Source organism: Vibrio sp. S17_S38, assembly GCF_014694375.1.
Classification (GTDB): Bacteria; Pseudomonadota; Gammaproteobacteria; order Enterobacterales; family Vibrionaceae; genus Vibrio.
In genome coordinates this window covers 139,888-165,361 of sequence record NZ_JAAUWW010000001.1, presented here as the reverse complement: position 1 = coordinate 165,361, position 25,474 = coordinate 139,888, and the positions used below count along the sequence as shown (strand labels likewise).

General features: G+C 40.2%; 21 protein-coding genes. 17 read left to right on the top strand and 4 right to left on the bottom strand.

Annotated features, from left to right (window positions below):
* Positions 1 to 16 precede the first annotated feature (16 nt).
* From HC725_RS00735 to HC725_RS00675, 13 genes are all read left to right on the top strand, one after another.
* Positions 17 to 733 (top strand): response regulator, encoded by a 717-nt coding sequence (locus HC725_RS00735; protein ID WP_190329845.1) that lies wholly within the window; start codon positions 17 to 19, stop codon positions 731 to 733.
* Between the two features lie 22 nt (positions 734 to 755).
* Positions 756 to 2,228, top strand: coding sequence for an ATP-binding protein (locus tag HC725_RS00730; protein WP_190329844.1), 1,473 nt, complete (start codon positions 756 to 758; stop codon positions 2,226 to 2,228).
* A gap of 147 nt (positions 2,229 to 2,375) precedes the next feature.
* Positions 2,376 to 3,641 carry an ABC transporter substrate-binding protein gene (locus HC725_RS00725; protein WP_190329843.1) on the top strand — a complete coding sequence of 422 codons (1,266 nt, stop codon included), beginning with the start codon at positions 2,376 to 2,378 and terminating at the stop codon, positions 3,639 to 3,641.
* A 185-nt stretch (positions 3,642 to 3,826) separates the two neighbouring features.
* Positions 3,827 to 4,768 carry a carbohydrate ABC transporter permease gene (locus HC725_RS00720; RefSeq protein ID WP_190329842.1) on the top strand — a complete coding sequence of 314 codons (942 nt, stop codon included), beginning with the start codon at positions 3,827 to 3,829 and terminating at the stop codon, positions 4,766 to 4,768.
* The gene (locus tag HC725_RS00715) at positions 4,765 to 5,652 is read left to right on the top strand and encodes a carbohydrate ABC transporter permease (RefSeq protein ID WP_190329841.1); all 888 of its coding nucleotides are present in this window, start codon (positions 4,765 to 4,767) and stop codon (positions 5,650 to 5,652) included. Before HC725_RS00720 ends, HC725_RS00715 begins: the two co-directional genes overlap by 4 nt.
* A gap of 22 nt (positions 5,653 to 5,674) precedes the next feature.
* Positions 5,675 to 6,781 (top strand): ABC transporter ATP-binding protein, encoded by a 1,107-nt coding sequence (locus HC725_RS00710; protein WP_190329840.1) that lies wholly within the window; start codon positions 5,675 to 5,677, stop codon positions 6,779 to 6,781.
* Between the two features lie 517 nt (positions 6,782 to 7,298).
* Entirely contained in the window at positions 7,299 to 8,603 is a 1,305-nt protein-coding gene (tig, locus tag HC725_RS00705; RefSeq protein ID WP_190329839.1) for a trigger factor, read from the top strand.
* A gap of 293 nt (positions 8,604 to 8,896) precedes the next feature.
* Complete coding sequence (clpP, locus tag HC725_RS00700; RefSeq protein ID WP_190329838.1) at positions 8,897 to 9,523, top strand: ATP-dependent Clp endopeptidase proteolytic subunit ClpP; 627 nt, start codon at positions 8,897 to 8,899, stop codon at positions 9,521 to 9,523.
* Positions 9,524 to 9,601: 78 nt separating this feature from the next.
* A complete protein-coding gene (clpX, locus tag HC725_RS00695; protein ID WP_190329837.1) occupies positions 9,602 to 10,882 on the top strand; it encodes an ATP-dependent protease ATP-binding subunit ClpX in 1,281 nt (426 codons plus the stop codon).
* A 146-nt stretch (positions 10,883 to 11,028) separates the two neighbouring features.
* Complete coding sequence (lon, locus tag HC725_RS00690) at positions 11,029 to 13,380, top strand: endopeptidase La (protein WP_190329836.1); 2,352 nt, start codon at positions 11,029 to 11,031, stop codon at positions 13,378 to 13,380.
* 212 nt (positions 13,381 to 13,592) lie between these two features.
* The gene (locus HC725_RS00685; RefSeq protein ID WP_190329835.1) at positions 13,593 to 13,868 is read left to right on the top strand and encodes an HU family DNA-binding protein; all 276 of its coding nucleotides are present in this window, start codon (positions 13,593 to 13,595) and stop codon (positions 13,866 to 13,868) included.
* A gap of 180 nt (positions 13,869 to 14,048) precedes the next feature.
* The gene (gene ppiD / locus HC725_RS00680; protein ID WP_190329834.1) at positions 14,049 to 15,911 is read left to right on the top strand and encodes a peptidylprolyl isomerase; all 1,863 of its coding nucleotides are present in this window, start codon (positions 14,049 to 14,051) and stop codon (positions 15,909 to 15,911) included.
* 249 nt (positions 15,912 to 16,160) lie between these two features.
* Positions 16,161 to 16,457: a ComEA family DNA-binding protein gene (locus tag HC725_RS00675; protein WP_190329833.1), complete on the top strand. Its 297-nt coding sequence runs from the start codon at positions 16,161 to 16,163 to the stop codon at positions 16,455 to 16,457.
* Between the two features lie 95 nt (positions 16,458 to 16,552).
* On the opposite strand, the gene rrtA is transcribed toward HC725_RS00675, so the two are convergent.
* Positions 16,553 to 17,113 (bottom strand): rhombosortase, encoded by a 561-nt coding sequence (gene rrtA / locus HC725_RS00670; protein ID WP_238928390.1) that lies wholly within the window; start codon positions 17,111 to 17,113, stop codon positions 16,553 to 16,555.
* A gap of 11 nt (positions 17,114 to 17,124) precedes the next feature.
* On the opposite strand from rrtA, the gene HC725_RS00665 reads away from it, so the two are divergent.
* Positions 17,125 to 17,805: a tRNA-uridine aminocarboxypropyltransferase gene (locus tag HC725_RS00665; RefSeq protein ID WP_190329832.1), complete on the top strand. Its 681-nt coding sequence runs from the start codon at positions 17,125 to 17,127 to the stop codon at positions 17,803 to 17,805.
* A 5-nt stretch (positions 17,806 to 17,810) separates the two neighbouring features.
* On the opposite strand, the gene HC725_RS00660 is transcribed toward HC725_RS00665, so the two are convergent.
* From HC725_RS00660 to HC725_RS00650, 3 genes are all read right to left on the bottom strand, one after another.
* On the bottom strand, positions 17,811 to 19,160 hold the full coding sequence (locus tag HC725_RS00660; protein WP_190329998.1) for an anti-phage deoxyguanosine triphosphatase: 1,350 nt from the start codon (positions 19,158 to 19,160) through the stop codon (positions 17,811 to 17,813).
* Positions 19,161 to 19,238: 78 nt separating this feature from the next.
* Positions 19,239 to 19,877 (bottom strand): 5'-deoxynucleotidase, encoded by a 639-nt coding sequence (gene yfbR, locus HC725_RS00655; RefSeq protein WP_190329831.1) that lies wholly within the window; start codon positions 19,875 to 19,877, stop codon positions 19,239 to 19,241.
* Positions 19,878 to 19,954: 77 nt separating this feature from the next.
* Positions 19,955 to 21,169, bottom strand: a complete 1,215-nt coding sequence (locus HC725_RS00650) for a pyridoxal phosphate-dependent aminotransferase (protein WP_190329830.1) — start codon at positions 21,167 to 21,169, stop codon at positions 19,955 to 19,957.
* Between the two features lie 318 nt (positions 21,170 to 21,487).
* Here HC725_RS00650 and HC725_RS00645 point away from each other — a divergent pair, with 318 nt between their 5' ends.
* Genes HC725_RS00645 through menH form a run of 3 tightly spaced genes read left to right on the top strand, consistent with a single transcriptional unit; the run spans position 21,488 to position 25,432 of the window.
* The gene (locus HC725_RS00645) at positions 21,488 to 22,795 is read left to right on the top strand and encodes an isochorismate synthase (protein WP_190329829.1); all 1,308 of its coding nucleotides are present in this window, start codon (positions 21,488 to 21,490) and stop codon (positions 22,793 to 22,795) included.
* A complete protein-coding gene (gene menD / locus HC725_RS00640; RefSeq protein WP_190329828.1) occupies positions 22,792 to 24,630 on the top strand; it encodes a 2-succinyl-5-enolpyruvyl-6-hydroxy-3-cyclohexene-1-carboxylic-acid synthase in 1,839 nt (612 codons plus the stop codon). The genes HC725_RS00645 and menD overlap by 4 nt, the downstream gene beginning before the upstream one ends.
* Positions 24,620 to 25,432 carry a 2-succinyl-6-hydroxy-2,4-cyclohexadiene-1-carboxylate synthase gene (menH, locus tag HC725_RS00635; RefSeq protein WP_190329827.1) on the top strand — a complete coding sequence of 271 codons (813 nt, stop codon included), beginning with the start codon at positions 24,620 to 24,622 and terminating at the stop codon, positions 25,430 to 25,432. The genes menD and menH overlap by 11 nt, the downstream gene beginning before the upstream one ends.
* The last annotated feature ends 42 nt before the right edge of the window (positions 25,433 to 25,474 follow it).

The following is a 25,474-nucleotide window of genomic DNA, read 5'->3' as shown; positions in this document are numbered from 1 at the left end:
ATTAATAGAGGTGAGTATGCACAGGAATAAGCATATTTTAGTAGTGGATGACGATAAGGAAATTCGAGATCTGCTCAATGAATATTTAACCCAAATGGGATTTTTGGTGTCGGTGGCGCAAGAAGGAAGGTCGATGCAAGCGCATTTAAATTCTCAAGGTTATCCCGATCTGATTTTGCTTGATGTAATGATGCCAGGAGAGGATGGTTTCACACTCTGCCAGAACATTCGCAAATATTCCAATGTGCCTATTATTATGCTGACGGCAGTGTCGGACGAAACTGACCAAATTATTGGTTTGGAAATTGGCGCGGATGATTATATTGCCAAGCCATTCCGTCCTAGACAGCTGATGGCTCGAATTAAAGCGCTTTTACGCCGAGCTCAACCTGATGAACTGTTAAAGCCTACTATGATTACCTTCGGTGAATGGAAATTAGATACGTTGTCACATACGGCATTTAACCTCCATACTCAACAAACAATTGAACTGTCAGGCAGTGATTTTAATTTACTGATGCTGTTCATTTCTCATCCCAATGAAGTTCTGGACCGAGATACTATTTCTTGCGCGATAAAAGGTCGAGAAACGTTACCTTTTGAGCGAGGCATTGATGTACAACTTAGCCGTTTGCGCCAACGATTGGGCGATACGGGTAAGCAGCATAAATACATAAAAACGATGCGGGGTAACGGTTATATTTTTACTGCATCGGTGCGGTATGGGAATTGAGACCCATGAGTGTTACTTCTAAATGAGCTTATGGAAAAAGTGGCACTGGCCTCAATGGCGTTGGACTAAGCAATCTTTAGTGTCGCGCACTTTATTATTTACCTTGCTAACGGTGGTGATGGCACAGGGGATTTCAACCTCGGTGTGGTATACCAACTCGCGCTTGCAAGAAATTGAAGGGGTTAAAACTACCACCATCAGTATGGCGTCTTTGTTCGCCTCTACGGTTTCATATTTCCAAGCACTGCCAGTTAGCTATCGGCATGTGATCATGGAGCAATTACGTAAAATGGGCGGCACTCGTTTTTTTGTGTCGTTTAATCATGAATTTTTACGACTAGAGACCATTCCTGATTCGTATTTAAAAGATGTAGCGATTGAATCGATGTCATCCGCTCTGAAAAGTAAGTTGAATAATGTGAAATCGATTCATGTTAATTTTTCCCCACCCGATAAATTAAAAATTTTGAAAAATGATATTTATCTTAGCGATCTCCCTAAATCATGGGCACATTATACGTTAACGTTAAAACCGCTTAATCCTCCGGTCATGGTGGTGCAAATAGAATTAGAATCTGATGAATGGATCTACATTGCAGCGCTTTTACCTCCTCCTTATAACGAGCTTGATGACACTATTTTACCGCCATCGCAATGGTTGTATTTGTTACTTTCGACTGCGTTATTATTACTGTTTAGTTACTTTATGATCCGCCGTCAAGTTCGGCCTTTGCGTAACTTAGCTAAAGCGGCCAACCGAATGAGCCTAGATGTCGATCAGTCGCCATTAATGGAGGAAGGAGCAAATGAGATTGTAACTGCAACCTTAGCGTTTAATCGTATGCAGCAGCGGATTCATCGCTATGTCGTGGATCGTGAACAACTGTTTTCTTCTATTTCGCATGACTTAAAAACACCGATCACTCGTTTACGTTTACGAGCTGAATTGTTAATCGATGACACTAAGCGTGAAAAATTCAACCAAGATCTTGATGAGCTTGAGATGATGGTAAAAGGGGCATTGCAATGTGTGCACGATACCGAGTTACATGAAAATTCGGTTCAAGTTGATCTCAACAAATTGCTATTGGAAGCCGCAGAAATGCACAATCATAAGCAAATTAAAGTACAGCTTCCCTTTGAAAAGATAGCCGCAGTATCGGGTAAGCCATTAGCATTAAAGCGAGTCGTCACCAATATTATTGATAATGGTGTGAAATATGGGGATCAGGTTGAAATTTTTTATCAGTACACGGAATCGCACATTATTCTATTGTTTTGTGACCAAGGAAAAGGCATTCCAGAATCACAGTTAAACTCAGTATTTGAACCTTATGTACGTTTAGAAAATGATCTTGATGGACATGGTTTAGGGCTAGGTATTTGCCGTAATATTTTACATGCGCATGGTGGTGATATTGCTATTCAAAATCGAAATGGCGGTGGGCTTGAAGTGACCATGACGCTGCCTCTTCATTCTGACTTTCATTTTTAGTCATCACCCCTTCAATGTAACGAGTTTGTTACATTGCCATTACACTTTGTACCATTCTATTTTTTTTCCTCATCTATAGTTTTACTGAAACGTTATATATAGCGTTAGCTTTCTATTCTAATAACATTACCTACATGGACGATAATAATGAAAATGATGAAGAAAACCCTTATTACGCTTGGATTACTGTCTGCGAGCTCACTTGCTGCAAGCCAACTTGCTAATGCTGGTGAAGTTGAAGTTTTGCACTGGTGGACATCTGGCGGTGAAGCTAAGTCGGTTGCAGTGCTAAAAGATATGATGGAAAAAGAAGGGCATACTTGGAAAGATTTTGCGGTGGCTGGCGGTGGCGGTGAAAGTGCTATGACGGTACTTAAAACTCGCGCTGTTTCTGGTAACCCTCCTGCGGCAGCGCAAATGAAAGGGCATAATATTCAAGAGTGGGCTGAACTTGGTTTTTTAACTAATTTAGATGATGTTGCTAAAGCCAATAATTGGGATGGTATTTTACCGGGGGTGGTCGCCGATATAAGTAAATATCAAGGCCATTATGTTTCGGTTCCGGTGAATGTGCATCGGGTGAATTGGTTATGGGCGAATAAAGCCGTATTTGATAAAGAAGGTTTGAAGGTTCCGAATTCTTGGGATGCGTTTTTTAAAGTCGGTGATAAATTAAAAGCTGATGGAATTATTCCGCTTGCTCATGGCGGCCAACCTTGGCAAGACGCGACTTTATTTGAAGCGATTGCTTTAGAGAAACTAGGCAGCGCAGATTATAAAAAAGCTTTTGTCGATCTTGATCAAAGTGTGCTGTCAGGCGATAAAATGGTTGAAGCCTTTAAGACGTTTAAAAAAGTGCATAACTATATCGATACTAACTCTCCTGGCCGAGATTGGAATGTTGCAACCTCTATGGTGATCAGTGGTAAAGCTGCGATGCAAATCATGGGAGATTGGGCAAAAGGTGAATTTACCGCCGCCAATAAAACACCAGGTACGGATTATGTTTGTGCTCCAGCGCCAGGTACTGCAAGTGAATTCACCTTTAATGTCGATAGTTTTGCTTTCTTCCAAATTAAAGATAAAGCCAATCAAAAAGCACAAAAAGATCTTGCAAAAACCATCCTTTCTAAAGACTTCCAAGAAATATTCAATTTAAACAAAGGATCGATTCCTGTGCGTTTAGATATGGATATGTCTAAGTTTGATCAGTGTGCGTTAGATTCTATGGCTTCTTTCAAAGCGACCTCTAAATCGGGTGATCTATTACCAAGTATGGCGCATGGCATGTCAACTACGAGCTATGTTCAAGGCGCAATGTTTGATGTGATCACCAACTTCTTCAATGATAGCAATGCCGATCCAAAACAAGCTGCGCAGCAGTTAGCAAAAGCAGTGAAAGCGGCAATGTAATTTCTGCCAGCTAAATTGTGGTTTTAAATACAAAGCGGATTAAAAGTTAAAGGCAATAAATTATAAAGGCTGCGATGTCAGTAAGTTTGCATCCAGCCTTATTTTCTTAGCTGTTATTTCTTTGTACTTAATGAGCTGTACTTAATTTTTTGTATACACAAAACAGCGTTATTAAAGGATCGGTTATGGACAACGCTTTCGATTCCAAACAGACAAAAAAGGTTACTTCTAACAAAAAGCCAAAGCCAAAACTTTTGGATAGGCTGCAATATCTTCTACCTAAAATCGTACTAACACCGACATTGCTTATCACCGTCGTTTGTATTTACGGTTACATAATATGGACAGGCGCTTTATCGCTCACTAATTCGCGCTTTCTTCCAAGTTTCAATCACTTTATTGGATTTGGGCAATATGCCAAGTTAATGGAAAACGATCGTTGGCTCACCTCGATTACTAATTTAGGTATTTTCGGTCTTCTTTTTCTGGCAATAGTGATTGTGCTTGGCGTTGGCCTGGCTATCTTGCTTGATCAAAATATTCGTAATGAAGGCGTGATCCGCAGTATTTATCTTTACCCAATGGCGCTGTCTTTTATTGTGACAGGGACGGCGTGGAAATGGATTCTAAATCCCGGCCTTGGCATTGAGAAAATGGTGCGAGATTGGGGCTTTACCGATTTTAAATTTGATTGGATTGTTGACTCCGACATGGTGGTTTATACCTTGGTAATTGCTGCTGTATGGCAATCTTCGGGTTTTGTTATGGCGATGTTTTTAGCCGGTTTACGTGGTATTGATTCTTCGATAATAAAAGCAGCGCAGATTGATGGTGCGAGTTTGCCGCGTATCTATTGGAGTATTGTTCTACCTTGTTTGCGTCCGGTATTTTTTAGTGCCGTGATCATTACTTCGCATATCGCCATTAAAAGTTTCGATTTAGTTACAGCTCTCACCGCGGGTGGGCCGGGTTATTCATCTGATTTACCCGCTCTATTTATGTACGCTTACTCCTTTACTCGTGGGCAAACTGCGTTAGGTTCTGCCAGTGCAATGATGATGCTAGCCGGTATTTTGGCAATTTTGGTGCCGTATTTGTATTCCGAATTACGGGAGAAAAAATCATGATTACCACTAAAAATTATAAATCTAATTACTTTAATTCTAAAAGAGTCGGACGCATTGCGGTTTATAGTTTGCTGATTTTTTTCTGTGTGCTTTATCTGATGCCATTATTTGTCATGGTGATCACTTCATTTAAAAGCTTGGGGGATATTCGTACCGGTAACTTAATGTCTATGCCGACAGAATGGGTATTAGATGCGTGGCATAAAGCGTGGTCGGACTCTTGTACAGGAGTGAAATGCGAAGGTATTAAAAGCTATTTTTGGAATTCATTTCAAATGGTTATTCCGGCGGTAGCAATTTCAACTCTAATGGGCGCATTTAATGGCTATGTGATCAGTAAGTGGCAATTTAGAGGATCGAATTTATTATTTAGTTTATTACTATTTGGCTGCTTTATTCCTTTCCAAGTGGTTCTGCTGCCAATGGCGGCCACTTTAGGCTATTTCGGCTTGGCAAATACCACTACTGGATTAGTGGTTGTGCATGTGATTTATGGCTTGGCGTTTACGACTTTATTTTTCCGTAATTTCTATGTTGGTGTTCCCGATGAGTTAGTTAAAGCGGCGAAATTAGATGGCGCAGGTTTTTTCACTATATTCTTCCGGATTATGCTGCCACTTTCGACACCTATCATCATGGTGACCGTGATATGGCAATTTACTTCGATTTGGAATGATTTCTTATTTGGCGTGGTGTATTCGGGGTCAGATACTCAACCCATTACTGTAGCGTTGAACAATTTGGTTAATACCAGCACTGGCGTGAAAGAATATAACGTTGATATGGCTGCCGCGATCATTGCTGCATTGCCCACTTTATTGGTGTATGTGGTGGCCGGAAAGTATTTTGTGCGTGGGTTAACCGCAGGCTCAGTGAAGGGCTAATAATAAAAATTAAGGATAATAAATGGCGACGTTAGAGCTAAACCAAATACGAAAAACTTACCGCAATGCGGATAATGAAACGTTGAAAGGCATTAATATTTCGATTGAATCTGGCGAGTTTTTGATTCTTGTTGGGCCTTCCGGTTGCGGAAAGTCAACCTTGATGAATGCGATAGCAGGGCTTGAATCGATAAGCTCTGGAGAGATAGTCATTGATGGCATTGATGTATCGAACATTGAACCTAAAGACCGTGATATTGCGATGGTGTTTCAATCTTATGCTTTATATCCGAATATGACGGTTCGCGGGAATATCGCTTTTGGGTTAGAGATCCGAAAAATGCCGAAAGTGAAAATCGAAGCTGAAGTGAATCGCGTGGCGGAAATGCTACAAATCGATCATTTACTTGATCGAAAGCCAGCGCAACTTTCTGGTGGACAACGTCAGCGTGTTGCCATGGGGCGTGCGTTGGCTCGTCAGCCTAAATTGTATTTATTTGATGAACCATTATCAAATTTAGATGCGAAACTGCGGGTGGAAATGCGTACTCAAATTAAGCGCCTTCATCAACAACTCAATACCACTATTGTATATGTGACGCACGATCAAATTGAAGCTATGACTTTGGCTGACAGGATTGCAGTGATGAAAGATGGCGAGTTACAGCAACTTGGCACACCAAAAGAAATCTATAACCAACCTAATAATATGTTTGTAGCCGGTTTTATGGGGTCGCCGTCAATGAATTTCATTAAGGCGAGAGTTGATCTGGATGAACACGACAATCCGCTAGGTCAAGTTTGGACTGCCGATGGGCAAGCGCATCAAATAAACTTACCTGACAGGTTGCGTAAATTTGACGGCGAAACAATCATCATAGGATTAAGACCAGAATACATCACTGAGCAATCAACAGAAGAGGGGCGAACTTGGACTGAAATACCTATGAAAATTGATGTCTTAGAACCAACCGGACCAGATACCATTGCGATTGTGGAAATTAACCAACAGCATGTCGCTTGTCGTTTATCCGCCGAATTTGATGCAAAAGTTGGTGATATGGTTCCGTTGTATTTTGATCTTTCTCACGCGGTATTTTTTGATGTTCGAACTGAAATGAGAATTTAGCCTAAATTTCGGATTGAGTAGCTCAGTGGCGTAATATTGAGCTACTTTTCCTTTTATTGATGAAAAAAATCGCCCATCCCTTGAAAATATTTCCTTATGTCCCCACTTCTGAAACGTGATCATTCTCGCTCTCGTTAAAAAAATAACGAAAAAAGGTGAAATGTCACCGTGAGAATTTAGCTCTTGGCTCGACAGGCTCTATTCATGTCGCTAGAATGGCGCGTCTGAATTTTATCCTGAGACTCTTTATTCTGAGACTAATAGGAGAGGCCTTTGCTAAAAAGAGTATGGCGTTTTAGCCATGTTTCTGTAGAAGGCTTCATTCATTAGTTCAATTATTGGTTAGTGAGGTTATTGCCATAGAGCGATACTTCTTATTAAAAGATAGTTGATACTCACTAATTTTAAGTGTTCATTTGAACGCCACACAAGGAATGACGTTGAGCTCTGCCCAATTGGTGCAACTGGCTCGACTCATACGCTCAGATTTCTGAGCCAGTTTTGAGGTTTATATATAATGCAATCTACTGTTGAAACTCTAGAAGGCCTAGAACGCCGTCTTACTATTACTGTTCCTGCTGCTAACATCGAAGATGCAGTAACTGCTGAACTACGAAAAATTGCGAAAACCCGTCGTTTTGATGGTTTCCGTAAAGGTAAAGTTCCAATGAAAATGGTTGCACAAATGTTCGGTCAGTCTGTACGTCAAGACGTAATGGGCGAAGTAATGCACCGTCATTTTATCGAAGCTATCGTTAAAGACAAAATTAATCCAGCTGGTGCGCCAACATTCGCTCCAGTTCAAAATGAAATCGGTAAAGACATCGTATTTACTGCTTCATTTGAAATTTACCCAGAAGTAGAGCTTAAAGGTCTTGAAAACATCACTGTTGAGAAACCAGCAGTAGAAGTAAAAGATGAAGACGTTAACGAAATGATTGAAACACTTCGTAAGCAACAGTCTACTTGGGCTGAAGTTCAAGAAGCTGTTTCTGAAAGCTCTCGTGCAACTATCGATTTCCTAGGTTATATCGATGGTGAAGCATTTGAAGGCGGAAAAGCGGATGCATTCCCTCTAGAAATGGGCCAAGGACGTATGATTCCTGGTTTTGAAGATGGTGTATTAGGTAAGAAAGCAGGCGAAGAATTCTCTATTGATGTGAACTTCCCAGAAGATTACCACGCAGAAAACTTAAAAGGTAAATCAGCTAAGTTCGATATTAAATTGAGCAAAGTTGAAACTCGTGAGCTTCCTGAGCTAACTGATGAGTTTGTTTCTAAATTTGGCGTAACTGAAGGCGGCATTGACGCACTGAAAGTTGAAGTTCGTAAAAATATGGAACGTGAGCTTAAGCAAGCGATTAAAGGCCGTATTAAAGAGCAAGCTATTAATGGTTTGGTTGAACAAAATGCAATGGACGTACCATCTGCACTTATCGATCAAGAAATTGAAGTTCTACGTCAACAAGCGTCTCAACGTTTCGGCGGCAATCCAGAAGCTGCGGCTCAATTACCACGTGAATTGTTTGAAGAGCAAGCAGCACGTCGCGTTAAAGTTGGCCTACTTCTTGGTGAAGTGATCAAAGCTGAAGAGCTAAAAGCGGATGATGAGCGTGTTAAAGCACTTATCGAAGAAATGGCAACGGCTTATGAAGATCCATCTGAAGTAATTGCTTACTACGAGCAAAACGAGCAAATGATGAATAACATTCGTAATGTTGCTCTAGAAGATCAAGCTATCGAGGCTATCATTGCTAAAGCGAATGTTTCTGATAAAGAAGTGAGCTTCAATGAACTAATGAACCAGCAACAACCAGCTTAATTTTTTAAGCCTGTTGCAGGTGTAAAGAGTAAGTGTATTTGCTCTTTATGATGCCTAAACCTATGTATTTTATTCTAGGTTGTAAGCATAACAATGGCTCGATATGACACTCAAATGAGGCGTTCATTCGAGCCATTTATTTTTTATAGCTGGCTGTTAATAGCGGGCTTATAGGTTTATGATTAATAGGCTATTGCTAATATTTATTCATGGTTAGTACTAACTTTTGTAGTTAATAGTAATGATGATTATCAATTGCAGTGATTATAAATCCACTACAGGGAAAGCGGAATATGAGCTACCAAGTAAATAATACAATGTCTCCAATTATTGATGCGCTGGTACCAATGGTGGTAGAGCAAACTTCTCGCGGTGAACGTTCGTACGATATCTATTCTCGTCTATTAAAAGAACGTATTATCTTTTTGACTGGCCAAGTAGAAGATCACATGGCGAATTTGGTTGTGGCTCAATTATTATTTTTAGAGTCAGAAAGTCCAGATAAAGATATTTTCTTATACATTAACTCACCAGGCGGAAGTGTAACGGCGGGCATGTCTATTTATGACACGATGCAGTTTATCAAACCAAATGTGAGCACTGTATGTATGGGGCAAGCATGTTCAATGGGTGCATTCCTATTGGCTGGTGGCGAAAAAGGTAAACGTTTCTGCTTACCAAATTCACGAGTGATGATTCACCAACCACTTGGTGGCTTCCAAGGTCAAGCGTCAGATATTCAAATTCATGCACAAGAAATTTTAACCATCAAGCAACGTTTGAATGGTTTACTTGCAGAGCATACAGGCCAACCATTAGAAGTGATTGAGCGCGATACTGATCGTGATAACTTCATGTCTGCACAGCAGTCAGTGGATTATGGTTTAGTGGATTCGGTTTTAAGTAATCGCCCAGCATAAGCAATTCACCTTGTAATAAGCAATTCAAGGTAAATTGTTGTAGACTGAAAAAAGAATTAAAGGTTAAGAGGATAGCGAATGACAGATAAAAGCAAAGAGGGTGGTAGTACAAAACTGCTGTATTGCTCTTTCTGCGGTAAAAGCCAGCACGAGGTTCGCAAGCTGATCGCAGGTCCTTCCGTATACGTATGTGATGAATGTGTTGATTTGTGTAATGACATTATTCGCGAAGAAGTGAAGGATGTTGTACCAAAGAAAGAAGCTGAAGCGTTACCAACACCAAAAGATATTCGTGAACACTTAGATGATTACGTTATTGGTCAAGATTACGCTAAAAAAGTACTTTCTGTTGCGGTATATAACCACTACAAGCGCTTACGTAATGGCGACAAAACAAAAGATGGCGTTGAATTAGGTAAAAGTAATATTTTGCTTATCGGTCCTACCGGTAGTGGTAAAACTTTATTGGCCGAAACGCTGGCTCGCTTCCTTGATGTGCCGTTTACGATGGCGGATGCAACTACATTGACCGAAGCCGGTTATGTAGGGGAAGACGTTGAAAATATCATTCAAAAGCTACTGCAAAAATGTGATTATGATGTTTCTAAAGCGGAGCGTGGTATTGTTTACATTGATGAAATTGATAAGATTTCTCGTAAAGCAGAAAATCCATCAATCACTCGTGATGTTTCTGGTGAAGGTGTTCAACAGGCATTATTGAAACTGGTTGAAGGCACGGTTGCTTCGGTTCCACCTCAAGGAGGTCGTAAGCATCCTCAGCAAGAATTTTTGCAAGTCGATACGTCTAAAATCTTGTTTATCTGTGGTGGTGCGTTCTCTGGCTTGGATAAAGTCATTGAGCAACGTGTTGCTGTCGGAACCGGCATTGGTTTTGGCGCCGATGTACGTAGTAAAGATGAAAGTAAAACAGTCAGTGAATTATTCAAACAAGTTGAACCAGAAGATTTGGTCAAATATGGTTTGATTCCAGAATTCATTGGTCGTTTGCCTGTCACTACTACGTTGACAGAGCTGGATGAAGAAGCGCTGATCCAAATCCTTTGCAAGCCCAAAAATGCCCTTACGAAACAGTATGGTGCTTTATTTGACTTAGAAGGTGCAGAGCTTGAATTCCGTGAAGATGCGTTGAAAGCAATAGCGAAAAAAGCGATGGATCGTAAAACCGGTGCTCGTGGTCTTCGATCAATTTTGGAGTCAGTTCTACTTGAGACTATGTATGAGCTGCCATCAACGAAAGATGTGACCAAAGTTGTGATTGATGAATCTGTAATTAAAGGGGAATCTGAACCTCTGTTGATTTATCAAAATGCTGAAAACCAGATCGCAAGTTCTGAGTAATACGGCTAGAAATAGCAAATAATATAAGAAAGGAGGCTGCGGCCTCCTTTTTTTATTTATGTTATTGAATCTAGCAAGTTAGTCCCCATATATCTTTCATTAGTGTAAAAAACTCAATTTAGTACAAACGGAATAGAGAGAATTATATGAACTTGGAGCGTTCCGAGCGTATCGAGATTCCCGTATTACCTTTACGAGATGTCGTGGTTTATCCCCATATGGTTATCCCATTGTTTGTGGGCCGAGAAAAATCGATTCAGTGCCTTGAAGCCGCAATGGAAAATGATAAGCAAGTTTTATTAGTTGCGCAAAAAGAAGCGGAAACTGATGAGCCGAGTACCGATGATTTATTTAAAACCGGTACTGTTGCCACTATTTTACAACTATTAAAATTGCCAGATGGCACAGTGAAAGTTTTAGTAGAAGGTCAGCAACGAGCCAAAGTACATGCTTTTATTGAGCATGAATTTTTCATGGCAGATGCTGAGTTTTTAGCAACACCTAAAGTTGATGAGCGTGAGCAAGAGGTGATCGTTCGCACCGCTATTAACCAATTTGAAGGTTTTGTTAAGCTAAATAGTAAAATTCCACCTGAAGTTTTGACTTCGCTAAATGGCATTGATGACGCCGCGCGACTAGCCGATACAATTGCAGCGCACATGCCACTTAAACTAAATGATAAGCAGCGAGTGCTTGAAATTTCAGATGTGGTTGAGCGATTGGAATTCCTCATGGGTATGATGGAATCTGAGATCGATATATTGCAAGTTGAAAAGCGGATTCGTGGTCGTGTTAAGAAGCAAATGGAGAAGTCTCAGCGAGAGTATTATTTGAATGAGCAAATGAAAGCTATTCAAAAAGAACTCGGTGATATGGATGATGCGCCTGATGAGTTTGAAGCTCTGCAGAAAAAGATCACTGATGCCAAAATGCCAAAAGAAGCTCGTGAGAAAACGGAGCAAGAACTTCAAAAATTAAAGATGATGTCACCAATGTCTGCGGAAGCGACTGTGGTGCGCAGTTATATCGATTGGATGGTAGGCGTGCCTTGGGCCAAGCGTTCCAAGGTGAAAAAAGACTTAGCGAAAGCAGAAGCGGTACTAAATGAAGATCATTACGGCTTAGAACGTGTTAAAGAACGTATTTTGGAATATTTAGCCGTTCAAAACCGAATTAATAAATTAAAAGGCCCAATTTTATGTTTGGTTGGTCCTCCTGGTGTAGGTAAAACCTCGTTGGGCCGCTCTATTGCTGCGGCAACAGGTCGACAATACACACGTATGGCTTTAGGTGGTGTGCGTGATGAAGCCGAAATCAGAGGCCATCGTCGTACTTATATTGGTTCTATGCCTGGTAAATTAATTCAAAAAATGTCTAAAGTGGGCGTGAAAAACCCATTATTCCTACTGGATGAAATTGATAAAATGGCATCAGACATGCGTGGTGATCCATCATCAGCATTACTTGAAGTTCTTGATCCTGAACAAAATAATACGTTTAACGACCATTATCTCGATGTGGATTACGATTTGTCAGATGTTATGTTTGTGGCAACATCAAACTCAATGAATATTCCGGGTCCATTATTGGATCGAATGGAAGTGATCCGCCTTTCTGGTTATACCGAAGATGAAAAGCTGAATATTGCTAAGAAACATTTAACGGATAAACAAATTGAACGTAATGGGCTAAAACCTCATGAAATCACAATTGAAGATTCCGCTATTATCGGGATTATCCGTTATTACACCCGTGAAGCTGGTGTTCGTAGTTTGGAGCGTGAGATTTCTAAGATTTGTCGTAAGGCCGTCAAGAATATCTTACTAGATAAAGACTTGAAATCAGTCACCGTTAATATGGATAACTTGAAAGACTATCTTGGTGTGCAACGCTGTGACTATGGCAAGGCTGATGATAGTAACCGTGTTGGTCAAGTTACGGGTCTTGCTTGGACAGAAGTGGGGGGCGATTTATTAACAATCGAGACTCAATCTATGCCGGGCAAAGGTAAGCTTACCTATACTGGTTCGCTAGGTGATGTGATGCAAGAGTCCATTCAAGCTGCAATGACCGTAGTGCGCTCTCGCGCTGAGAAATTAGGTATTAATCCTGATTTTTATGAAAAGCGTGACATCCATGTTCATGTCCCTGAAGGTGCAACGCCAAAAGATGGCCCAAGTGCAGGTATTGGTATGTGTACTGCTCTTGTTTCTAGTTTAACTGGGAATCCAGTACGAGCGGATGTTGCTATGACAGGTGAAATTACTTTACGTGGTGAAGTATTGCCGATTGGTGGTTTGAAAGAGAAATTACTGGCGGCGCATCGTGGTGGAATAAAAATGGTTCTTATTCCTAAAGAGAATGAACGTGATCTTGAAGACATTCCAGCGAACGTCATCGCAGACTTAGTCGTGAAACCAGTGCAGTGGTTAGATGAAGTTTTAGTCTTAGCTCTCGAAAATGATCCTTCTGGTTGTGTGATTGATATCACAAAGTAGTGATATTAAACAAATTTAGCTAAAAGTTTGACACTGACAGGTCGGAAAGTACTTGTCAGCGTTTTTTTTCAAGGCTAAGTTAAGTCTCTATAGACCTGAGCCGCCTAGTCATAAAGACTTAAAGTAATAAAGGCTCAGTCTAAATATTGCAATTTCATTTTATGGAACGAAACACTGCTTATATTTGTAAGTAGCAAAGAGAGGAACAACAAGTGAATAAAACTCAATTAGTAGAAAAAATTGCTGGTGACGCAGATATCTCTAAAGCCGCCGCTGGTCGTGCATTAGACGCATTTATTGAAGCAGTAACAGAAACATTGAAATCAGAAGATCAAGTTGCACTCGTTGGCTTTGGTACTTTCAGTGTACGTACTCGTGCCGCTCGCACAGGTCGTAACCCAAAAACCGGTGAAGAGATCCAAATTTCTGAAGCTAAAGTGCCTGCTTTTAAAGCTGGTAAAGCACTAAAAGATGCTTGCAACGCATAATTAGTTCGATTTAAAGATAATTTAGGTTAGGTTTTTCGAATTACCTCAATCTTTCACTATCAAAAGGCGCATCTTACTGGTGCGCTTTTCTTTTTCTGATATTATCGAATGTAATATTTTTCATTTTGTCAGCGTGGTATTCATGCTGGTATCAGTCAGTATCTAGAGAGCAATCAGACTATGATGGATCGACTACGCGAAGGCGTAAATGGCATCGCAATTAAAATTATTTTAGGGTTAATTATCCTTTCATTTGTATTTGCTGGTGTAAGCAGTTATTTAGTCACTGGCGGTAGCAATGTTGCCGCGAAAGTGGGTCATACAGAAATTGACCGTGGGTCATTTGAGCAAGCTTATCAAAATCAGCGTAATCAAATGCAATCACAAATGGGTGATTATTTTTCCCAAATGATGGGTGACCCCCAATACGTACAATCATTTCGTAAAAGTGTCTTAGACCAAATGATCAATGATGTATTGCTACAGCAGTATGCCGAATCATTGAACTTGCGTATCAGTGATAAACAAGTGCGCGATTTGATTTTGACGATGCCTCAATTCCAAAAAGATGGGAAGTTTGATCAAGATAGTTATGCTGCAACATTACGTCGTGCTGGTTTCTCGGCGGACAGTTTTGCTGAGTATTTACGTAAGGATTTATTGCGTAATCAAGTCGTGACCGCACTACAAGGAAGTGAATTTGTACTTCCAACTGAAATTAGCATCCAGAGTAAACTGATTACTCAACAACGCGAGATTCAATCTCTTGTATTGAATGTGGCTGATTTTTCTAAAAAGGCCAAGGTGTCTGAAGATGAAATTAAAGCTTATTATTCAGCCCATCAAGATACTTATACTCGCCCAGAACAAATGAAAGTATCTTACCTGGAACTTTCAGCTGAGCAGTTAAAGAAATCTATTAAGATCACGGATGAAGAAGCCCAAAAATACTATCAAGCGCATTTAGATAAGTTTTCATCTAAAGGTCAACGTAAGGTTGCACATATTTTAATTAAAGATGATAAAGCGAAAGCCGAGTCTATTTTAGCTAAGTTAAAAGGCGGTGCTGATTTTGCTACGCTTGCTCAAGAAAATTCAGAAGACATCGGAAGTGCAAAATCTGGTGGTGATTTGGGTTGGATTGAACAAGGTGTGATGGATCCTGAGTTTGAGAAAGCTGCTTTTGATTTGAAAGAAAAAGGTGATGTTTCTGAAATCGTTAAATCTGATTTTGGCTATCACATTATTGAGCTTGAAGATGTAAAACAAGCACAAGCTAAACCATACTCAGAAGTAGTGGCTAGCATTAAATCTGATTTATTAGATGAAAAGGCCGTTGACCAATTCTACAAGTTGCAAACTAAACTTGAGTCCGTAGCATTTGAATCTCCAGATTCATTAAGTGAGTCGGCGAAAGCGATTAACGGAACAGTACAGAAAACAGATTATATTTCGGCTGATAACTCCCCTGAAATTTTACAATCTCAAAGTGTAACTAAAGCATTAGAAAGTGCAGACGTTAAACAAGATGGTTTGAACTCTGAAGTATTAGAAGTCGCTCCTGAACATGTTGTCGTTGTCCACGTTGAAGATGTACGTAAAGAAATGGTTCTGCCACTTGAAGAAGTACACGCTAAAGTTCAACAAAGCGTTGCGAAAACAAAAGGTGAGCAAGATGCATTAGCGGCGGCCCAAAAAATGGTCAAAGCACTTCAAGGTGGGGATGAATCAGTTTTAGCTGCACAGCATGTTAGCTTTGGTGATGTGGAGATGATTGATCGACGCTCACCTCTTGCCTCAAGTGTTTATGCTATGCCGCATCCTAATGGTGATAAAGCTGTTTATGGCCAGTCTCGCGATCAGCAAGGTAACATTGTCGTGATTAAGTTAAATAAAGTAACTATTGAGAATAATGACCAATATGCACAGCAAATTGGCGGCCAATTATTGAAGTTGAATAATCAACAAGATATTACGGCGATTATTGCTGGATTACGTGAAAATACTTCTATTGAATATAAGGCATTACAAGAAGAGCAATAGCCTTCAATTGTAGTCTGTGAATATTCAATAAATAATGAAAGGCTGCCCTACGCAGCCTTTTTGCTTCTTAGCGATTAACTTAAATTTTCGATTTATTTATATTTCCGTATGGTTCAGCTAGTTGTAATTATTATTTTAGTTAATTACTTATTGTTATGTGGTCTGTCTCAAGTCCATTTTTGAGACAAAATTACATCGTTGGTTGATTTAATCTGGCGCTTCAATTTTTTAAAAGAGAAGAGCTAGTCTATGCGAATGTTATCAAGTTTATGTTTATTGCTTATCACGGTGTTAATGCCAGCAGGAATGGCGATTGCTGAGAATGCGGATGTACAGCATGAAGGTATCGCCATTACCGTTAATATTAATACGGCTGATGCGACTGAAATTGCGACAATGCTTAAAGGTATTGGTGATAAGAAAGCGCAAGATATTATTAATTATCGAAAAGAACACGGTAAGTTTAAAGATATGGAATCATTAAAGCAGGTGAAAGGGATCGGACAGTCAACCATTGATAAAAATAAAGACCGTATTTTGCTTTAATTAACATCAAGTTTTCAATAAATGAACATGCCAATATATAAACCCACTTGAGAATTAGAACGAAAATAATAAAAGGGCACTTAGTAGGGAGTACTTCACATATTACTAGGTGTTCTTTTTAATACTTTATCTATTGGAGTCAAAGCTAAGATAAATCCTGTAATTGTGCCAAATAAGTGAGCATTAATCGCGACGTTTGCCCCAATCAATTGTTCACTGTCTGTCGGTGATCCTAGCATCTGCTCCCAAAGTATTTTGATAACTAATCCAATAGCCAAGAATAAACTCGCTCTATTGCCACCTCGCCATTCTTTCATTGCATAGAAGCCAAATATGCCGTGTAACACTCCAGATAAACCCACATAGACTTGAGTGGAAGTTGTGAGTAATAGTAGACCAACGGATGTGGAAAGAAACATGACAAGCCAGATAAAGGTTTGTGTGTGAAACTCTGAGCGAAATATAGACGTTATTAGCCATAAGCCAATCAGATTCATCCCTAAATGATAGATATTGGTATGAGTGAAATTTCCTGTTACGATCCGCCATACTTGTCCAGATGCAATTAAGTTACTGTCCCATTGCATCCAAGTTTGTAATAAAGGGATCTGAAATATCGCCATGGCGGCACTTATAATAACCAGTGTACGGAACAAATAACGTCCTTATGTCTCGATATTGTCTAAAATGTGGTAAAGCGAACCTTGCTTGTATTTGCCGGTGGATCACCTTTATTTCGAATGAGACTGAAGTCGTGATCTTACAGCATCCATCTGAAGCAAAACGCCCGATGGGAACGGCTAAGATTTTAGCATTAAGCTTAAGTAATTGTGTGTGTTTTGTTGGTGAAGACTTTAGTCAGCATAATGATCTCAATTCATTGTTAGATGATGCGGATGTAGAATCTGCGGTTTTATATCCAGGTGCTGAGAGTATTGAGATTGATGATTGGCTTCAACAATATAGTTTGAAGCCAAATAATATAGGGCAATATAGTGTTGAGAAAACGCAAACCGTGACTCAACTTAAACAGACTCATTTAACAAAATCAAAAAAACGTTTAATTCTACTCGATGGGACTTGGAAGAAAGCGTATAAAATTTGGCAGCTATCTACCAACCTTCATTCTTTCGTTCGAGTTCAATTGCCAGAGAACCTTGAGGGAAATTATCGCATCCGTAAAGCTCCGTCGATACAACATCTTTCTACAGTTGAAGCTGGGTATTATGGTTTGCAATTGATAGAGCCTTCTGTGGACTTTTCACCACTGATTCACGCTTTCGAGCAAATGGTGGATTTTCATATATCGCAAATGCCCGATGGTGTGTTTGATAAAAATTATAAGTAAGTTGATCAAATCGCTGAAAATAATTGCTGATGCATTCGTTGTGCGTAACCATCGGTCATCGCTGAAATGTAATCGGCTAGAACTCGAGTGCCACCTTGGTGATCATTCTCTGCTTGTTGCCATTTTTCCTTCGTTGCATTTGGTAATAATCGCATTGGATCGGCATTTAATGCTTCGAAAATATCCATAATGATTTGTTGTCCTTTATATTCAAATTGCTGAACTTCTGGGACATAAATGACATTTTTAAAAACAAATTGCTTAAACACTTCTAGGGCATGAGCAACTGGCGCATCCATATAAGCGTTGATGTTGAGTAAAGGAGTATCAAAAGGTTGGTCAGAATTAACGGTGTCTAGGTTAATACTGGTTAGTAAGGCGTTGACGATTCCACCAATTGCATCTTTACGGTGGTGGTGCTTATCTGAAAAGAGCTTTTCGCTCAATGTATCTATATTTTTCTCAAACCATTCATCACCACATTCGGCTAATTGACTGGCCGCACCTTCTTGCCATTGTTTACGAGAAATCATATTCAATACGATGGCATCTTCTAAATCGTGCACGCCATAAGCAATATCATCGGCTAATTCCATGATAGAGCCATCTAAGGATTTAAAGCGAGTTTTATGGTGAGCATAAGGTGGAGTGTTTTCAGGCTCTGGGTTTAAAAATTTTGGGCGTAGAGTTGAAAGTGCAGCTTGATCACGAAGGGATAATGGTTCAAGTACCCATTTTAAAAACTCTTGGTCAATGTCATAAATTCCTTTTGCAGGTAACCAGTCTTGAGCTTTTAGTTGCCGTGGTGTAGTGATATCAGGTGGGCGTATCGAAGACTGTACTTGGCTAATTAACGCTGGGTATTTTAGTAGTCCTAATAAGGTACGTCGCGCGAGATTCATCCCGTTGTTTTCAGTATAAGGTTCGAGTTGGCTAACAATACGGAAAGTTTGTGCATTACCTTCAAATCCACCATGGTGACGAAGCATGTAGTTGAGTGCTACTTCACCGCCGTGACCAAAAGGAGGGTGACCAATATCATGCGCCAAACATAGTGTTTCGACTAAACTAGAATCGGGTAATATCTCTGAGTATTGAGGTTGTTTACGTTTTATTTGTTCTAAGATTCCGGTGCCTATTTGAGATACTTCTAAAGAGTGCGTTAGGCGAGTGCGGTAGAAATCATTATGTCCGGTGCTATGCACTTGAGTTTTGGCTTGTAAGCGACGAAAAGCGGCAGAGTGAAGAACTCGTGCTCGATCGCGTTGAAATGCATCACGGTGATCGTTCCGTCTTAATTTTTGCTCGTTATTCATGCGAGCTTGCCAAGCTATGTTATTAGGAATGTCGAGCATCGCAGTATTGACGGGTGTATTAGATGGTTTGGATGCAGAAGATGGTTTAGACATGTTTTTCCTCATCAACGTTTTTAATTAGCTTATTTCATCTAAGGTTAGCTCAAAACTTGGTGCAAAAACGGTTAAAAAATAACGCATTTCAGGTGTTTCACGTTCTTTCAAGGTTAGTAATAAGCGTGCTTTAGCTTGTTCGAATTCATGGTTACCAACCGAAAGCTCTTCTAAACATTTTAAATAAGCGCATAAGCTATCGGCTTGTTTCACCATCGCTTGTTCTTCAGGATTCATAGCATCACTAATCAGAAAAGGGGCGAAATCTTCTTGTAGCTCTTCAGGCAGCATCGACACTAATCTTCTTTCTGCTTCTAATTCAATTTTCTTATATTCTTTTGCAATTTCAGGGTTGTGGTATTTCACTGGCGTAGGCAAGTCACCAGTTAATACTTCACTTGTATCGTGGTACATGCCGAGTAATGCTATACGTTCAGGATTTAACTTACCGCCAAATTTTTTGTTTTTTATGATCGCCAAAGCATGACCAACAAAGGCAACTTGTAAGCTATGTTCGGAAATGTTCTCAGCTGAGATTGAACGCATTAATGGCCAGCGTTGAATTAGCTTCATCCGCGCAAGATGCGCAAAGAAGTGACTTGGTTGTTCTAGTGTTGAAGATGGCGTTAATAAGTTAGGGAGAGAATTGCTATCGGTATTCATACGGCCTCCTGCCATTTTAGATGCTTGAGAAGAATACAAATCAGGCTTCAGTTTGAGAGCTGAAGCCTGAGGCATAATTATTGAGAGTAGGTCGATAAGAATCGTTCAAAGCGGCCAATCGCGATTTCTAAATCTTCCACATGAGGTAAGGTAACAATGCGGAAGTGATCGGGTTGTTTCCAGTTAAAGCCAGTACCTTGAACCAGCAGCACTTTTTCTTGAATTAAGAAATCGAGCACCATCTTGGCATCATCTTTAATCTTGTATTTTTTAGTGTCTATTTTTGGGAATAAATACATTGCCCCTTTGGGTTTGACACAAGTAATACCTGGGATCTGTGTGATTAGTTCATACGCTTTGTTTCGTTGTTCCAATAAGCGTCCACCAGGTAAGAGTAATTCATTAATACTTTGATAACCACCTAGCGCCGTTTGAATCGCGTGTTGCATTGGTACGTTGGCACATAGTCGCATTGACGCGAGCATATCGAGGCCGTCCACATAGCCTTTCGCTAAGTGTTTAGGGCCAGTTAAGAACATCCAACCACCACGGAAACCACAAACACGATAAGCTTTAGACAAGCCATTGAAGGTTGCCATTAAAACATCGTCAGCTAGCGTGGCAATTGAAGTGTGGGTTGCGCCGTCATAGAGAACTTTATCGTAAATTTCATCAGCAAAAATAATCAGTCCATGTTGACGTGCAATCTCAACGACTTGTATCAAAAAGTCTCGGCTGTATACCGCACCGGTTGGGTTGTTGGGGTTTATCAGCACAATACCACGAGTATTTGGTGTGATTTTCTTCTTAATATCGTCTAAGTCTGGATACCAATCGGAAGATTCATCACAAATATAATGAACCGGTTTACCACCTGCGAGTGATGCGGCAGCTGTCCATAATGGATAATCTGGCGCAGGAATTAATATTTCGTCACCATTATTCAGTAAGGCTTGCAGTGACATTACGATCAACTCGGAAGCACCATTGCCGATATAGACATCTTCAACTTCTAAATCACGTAACCCTAATTTTTGATAATGCTGTACGACCGCTTTACGCGCAGAATAAATGCCTTTGGAGTCACAATAACCTTGAGAAGTAGGTAGGTTACGAATTACATCAACTAAGATTTCATCAGGGGCATCAAAACCAAATGGGGCGGGGTTGCCAATATTGAGTTTTAATATTTTTTGCCCTTCTTCTTCCATGCGTTTGGCATGTTTTAAGATTGGGCCTCGAATGTCGTAACAGACATTATCGAGTTTTGATGACATCTCGATGTTTTTCATGGCGGCTCTCAGGTGGTGAAAAAATAGTGTGATTTAAGTTACACTATTTTTTCAGCGCAAACCACTGAAAAAGCAGGTAAGAGATAGCAAAATGAGTGGTATTTTTATCTTAATGATTGTTGGCCTGAAAACCGAATGGAAGCGTGGGTTTGGTGATTAATTTATTGATATCAGCTGATTGCTTGATTTGAGGTAACTGAATAATTAAATTGTGGCCTAATTAGATCCAAAAGCGCTGTCATATCAAGTGGCTAACCATTAGAATAATCAAAAATTTGGTTTAAACTTTAAGTAGAAAAAATAGATTGAGAGGTTGGCTTGTCTGAATTGCATCGAGTGATTTTATCTTTAATTGAGCGAGTAGAAAGCGAACAAATACAGGACGGAAATCGGCTGAGTGAAGTGGTTGCCATGCCAAGTGATTTTAATTGCATTGATTGGTTAGAAGCCCAGCCTTTATTTCCTAAGTTTTATTGGCAGTCTCGTGACAGTCGTGAAGAAGTTGTCGTGTTAGATCAATTGCATTCATTTACCAACCCTCTCGCTGCGTATACTATTTTAGGTGATAATCAAAGAGTGTGGGGTGGTAAGGCTTTTGACCATGAGCAATCGAAGACTCAGCGCCAGTCATGCTATTTCTTCCTACCGATTATTGAATTGAGTCGACAGGATGAAATCTGGACTCTAAACGTTAACTTATCGAATGATCCACAACGAATCTTACATGCGCTATATCAATTAAAAATGGATTATAGCGAGATTCCTCCACTACAGACTCAAGTTGGCACCATTCATTACTCTCCTCAATTTAACGAATGGCAGCATATAGTCAATAAAGCATTAACGGCTATAAATCGCGATGAATTTGAAAAGGTAGTCTTGGCTAGAAAAACGCGAGTTGAGTTACCAATCCCGATTAAAGCTTCTCATCTTTTAAAAGCAAGTCGGGCAATTAACCACAATAGTTTTCATTTTTTACTATCGTTTTCTGAGCATCACGGTTTTACCGGTTCGACACCGGAGCGTTTGTACAACCGGATTGACGATATGTTAGAAACAGAGGCATTAGCAGGTACGATTGGTCGCAGCGATAATCCTGATGAAGATGCGCGCTTGTCACAATGGCTATTATCGGATGATAAGAATTTGCGTGAAAATCAAATTGTGGTGGATGATATTGTTCAATGTTTAGCGCCTCATACTGAAAGTATTGATGTTCAAACTGATGTGCAGTTGATTCGACTCAGAAAAGTTCAGCATCTTATCCGGCGTATTCATGCCAGACTTAAATTTGGAATTAAAGGGATACATTTACTTTCGGCTTTGCAACCTACTGCAGCCATGGCAGGGTTGCCGAGAGAGGACGCAATTCAATTTATTCGAATGAATGAGCCATTTACTCGAGGTTGGTATAGTGGCTCTGTAGGATATTTTGGGCATGAAAAAGCCGAGTTTTGTGTTGCGATTCGCAGTGCGTTGATCAATGACAATGCGGTGAAGCTTTATGCTGGGGCTGGGATTGTAACCGGTTCTGAAGCCGAATATGAATGGCAAGAGCTTAATCGTAAAACGGCGACCTTACTAAGCCTTATTTCGGAACATAATGATAATGAGGAGCCCGCGTGAGTCAGGCTGGAATCAACCGTATTTGGGCACAAGCTATTTTAGACGTTTTGACTAGCAATGATGTTAAACACATTTGTATTGCGCCGGGATCGCGTTCTACTCCATTAAGTTTAGAAGCTTTAGATCTTGCGCAGCGTTGTGGTGTGACTATTCATACGCATTTCGATGAGCGAGGTCTGGCTTTTCTGGCTTTGGGGCTTGCAAAATCGGCTCAAGCCAAAGGTTCTTCACAACCTGTGGCGATCATTGTCACATCGGGAACGGCGGTTGCCAATCTATTACCCGCGGTAGTTGAAACAGGGCTGACCGGAGAGGCATTGGTTTTATTGACAGCGGATAGACCCGAAGATCTTATTGGCGTAGGGGCAAATCAAGCGATTCAACAACAAGGTATTTTTTCTTCCCATGTTGTCAAAAGTATCCATTTGCCAAGCCCAAGTATTGAATCATCATTAGCTGACTGTTTAGGTAATATTCAATCAGGTTTGAATTTACAAATGCAGCACGGTGGCTCTTTACATATTAACTGCCCATATCCTGAGCCGCTTTATATACAATTTGAGCAAGAGAAATCTCAATATTTACCTTATTTGAAAAAATCCTTGTCGGATGCTGGCTTTAATTCAAACCAATGTACGCTCATGAATCAAGTTAATGATGAGGTTAAGAGCATTCGCATTGCTGAAGTTGAGAATGAAAGACAACAAACTCTATTAAATAAACTTGGCCGTAAAAAGGGTGTGATAGTTATTGGTAAAGTTCCTTTTGAACAAGCTTGCTATGCTCGTAAATTAGCTCAACAGTTAGGCTGGCCTTTATTGAGCGATCCACAAAGTGGAGTAACCAGTCATTGGGCTCATTATGATCTCTGGCTGCAGCATGAAGGTTACCAAGCACAGTTGTCTCAAGCGGATTGTATTTTACAGTTTGGCGCTCGTTTCGTTTCTAAACGCTTAGGTTTTTGGATTCGCTCGATGGCAAACCACGATACTTGTCCTTATTGGGTATTTGATCCCTCGAACAGTGTTCTAAACCCCGATCATCTGCCACAATTACGTACCGTTGCTTCAGTGGAGGATTCGGTGCGATTATTAGAAAGTGCAATACAGAATAAAAGTTGTGAATTCTATGGTTGGGGAGATGATATACAAGCAGCGGCTTTTGTAGCCCAGCATGCGGCGTTAAAGTTAGCTGCTCAAGATGGAGTGGTTGATTTTGGAATTGTTGATAAGGGGCTAACTGAATGCCAGCTTGCTCTACAACTGGGTCAGATTCTATCGCGGCTAAACTCTGCTGATTTATTCATTGGTAACAGTCTGATTGTTCGTCTTGTCGACATGCTCAGTGCGATAACGGATACATCGGTTTATACTAATCGAGGCGCTTCTGGTATTGATGGGCTTATTGCTACTTCTACTGGTGTGCAACGAGGTAATCAGCAAGCGATGTTAACTCTCATTGGTGATACGTCATTATTGTATGATCTGAACTCTTTAGCGCTGTTATCTCATGTTTCTAAGCCACATGTGGTTATTGTAACCAATAATGATGGTGGGGCGATTTTTGATCTATTACCCGTTCCTGATGCACAAAAACAGACTCTTTATCAAATGCCACACGGCTATCAGTTTGAATTTGCAGCAAGACAATTTGGCTTAGATTACGCGCAACCGACACAGTTTAGTCAGTGTTTAGATAGCATACAAAATTATGTAGAACGTTTTATTCAAGGCGATACAGAGGCAGCTTTAGTCATTGAAGTGGTAACGGCACCAGAGCAAGCATCCACCCAAATTCAAACCATTGTACAGGCGGTAAAAGATCATGTTGTATAGCCAAGTAGTCGATAAATCAAATGAAGTGGATTCGGTTCAACCCATTCCTGTTTTTTTGCATGGATTTTTAGGATCAACGTTAGATTGGCAAGAGTGTTTGTCTTATCTAAAAATACCTCAGTCGATCCAAGTTGACTTGCCTTGCCATGGAATGAGTAAGTACTGTGAAGTCATTGACTTTGATGCGGCTTGCCAACAAATTCAACTTACCGTATTAGCGCAATTGAAAAAGCGTAATTTAGCGTTGAACTCCCCGTTAGTTCTGGTTGGTTATTCTTTGGGTGCTCGTATTAGCATGTACGCGATTGCTAAAAAAGCATTGCCTGAATTGAACGTGAAAGCGGCTATCTTTGAAGGCGGAAGTTTTGGTTTTCAAAATGAAGAGGATAGACTTTTACGTTGGGAAGGTGATAAGCATTGGTCAAAGCGTTTTGCGACCGAAGCCATCGATGAAGTGTTATATGACTGGTATCAGCAGGGTGTATTTTCTTCTCTAACCGAAGATCAGCGTGAAGATTTAGTTGAGATCAGAAGTGATAATTTAGGGTCTCAATTAGGATGTATGTTGCGTGCTACCTCATTATCTAAACAGCCTTATTTACTGGATGACTTAAAAACACAGCCACTTCCTTTATTGTACTTGTATGGTGAGCATGATGAAAAATTCAAATCGGTAGCGGAGCAAAGTGGTCTGAATGCTAAGGAAGTGACCAATGCTGGTCATAATGCGCATAATGAACAACCGCAGCAATATGCTCAATTGGTTGATGATTTTATCCAGTCACTTGGTTTTAAAAAATAAGCGATAAGATTTGCTGTTCTCTATATCCAAGTAAGATGGCTA

Coding starts and splice junctions, on each gene's coding strand:
- HC725_RS00660 (WP_190329998.1), bottom strand. CDS start 19,160: ATGCTCGACATTCCTAATAACATAGCTTGGCAAGCTCGCATGAATAAC.
- clpX (WP_190329837.1), top strand. CDS start 9,602: ATGACAGATAAAAGCAAAGAGGGTGGTAGTACAAAACTGCTGTATTGC.
- HC725_RS00650 (WP_190329830.1), bottom strand. CDS start 21,169: ATGAAAAACATCGAGATGTCATCAAAACTCGATAATGTCTGTTACGAC.
- HC725_RS00730 (WP_190329844.1), top strand. CDS start 756: ATGAGCTTATGGAAAAAGTGGCACTGGCCTCAATGGCGTTGGACTAAG.
- HC725_RS00725 (WP_190329843.1), top strand. CDS start 2,376: ATGAAAATGATGAAGAAAACCCTTATTACGCTTGGATTACTGTCTGCG.
- HC725_RS00710 (WP_190329840.1), top strand. CDS start 5,675: ATGGCGACGTTAGAGCTAAACCAAATACGAAAAACTTACCGCAATGCG.
- HC725_RS00675 (WP_190329833.1), top strand. CDS start 16,161: ATGCGAATGTTATCAAGTTTATGTTTATTGCTTATCACGGTGTTAATG.
- yfbR (WP_190329831.1), bottom strand. CDS start 19,877: ATGAATACCGATAGCAATTCTCTCCCTAACTTATTAACGCCATCTTCA.
- HC725_RS00715 (WP_190329841.1), top strand. CDS start 4,765: ATGATTACCACTAAAAATTATAAATCTAATTACTTTAATTCTAAAAGA.
- clpP (WP_190329838.1), top strand. CDS start 8,897: ATGAGCTACCAAGTAAATAATACAATGTCTCCAATTATTGATGCGCTG.
- menH (WP_190329827.1), top strand. CDS start 24,620: ATGTTGTATAGCCAAGTAGTCGATAAATCAAATGAAGTGGATTCGGTT.
- tig (WP_190329839.1), top strand. CDS start 7,299: ATGCAATCTACTGTTGAAACTCTAGAAGGCCTAGAACGCCGTCTTACT.
- HC725_RS00720 (WP_190329842.1), top strand. CDS start 3,827: ATGGACAACGCTTTCGATTCCAAACAGACAAAAAAGGTTACTTCTAAC.
- lon (WP_190329836.1), top strand. CDS start 11,029: ATGAACTTGGAGCGTTCCGAGCGTATCGAGATTCCCGTATTACCTTTA.
- HC725_RS00665 (WP_190329832.1), top strand. CDS start 17,125: ATGTCTCGATATTGTCTAAAATGTGGTAAAGCGAACCTTGCTTGTATT.
- HC725_RS00735 (WP_190329845.1), top strand. CDS start 17: ATGCACAGGAATAAGCATATTTTAGTAGTGGATGACGATAAGGAAATT.
- ppiD (WP_190329834.1), top strand. CDS start 14,049: ATGATGGATCGACTACGCGAAGGCGTAAATGGCATCGCAATTAAAATT.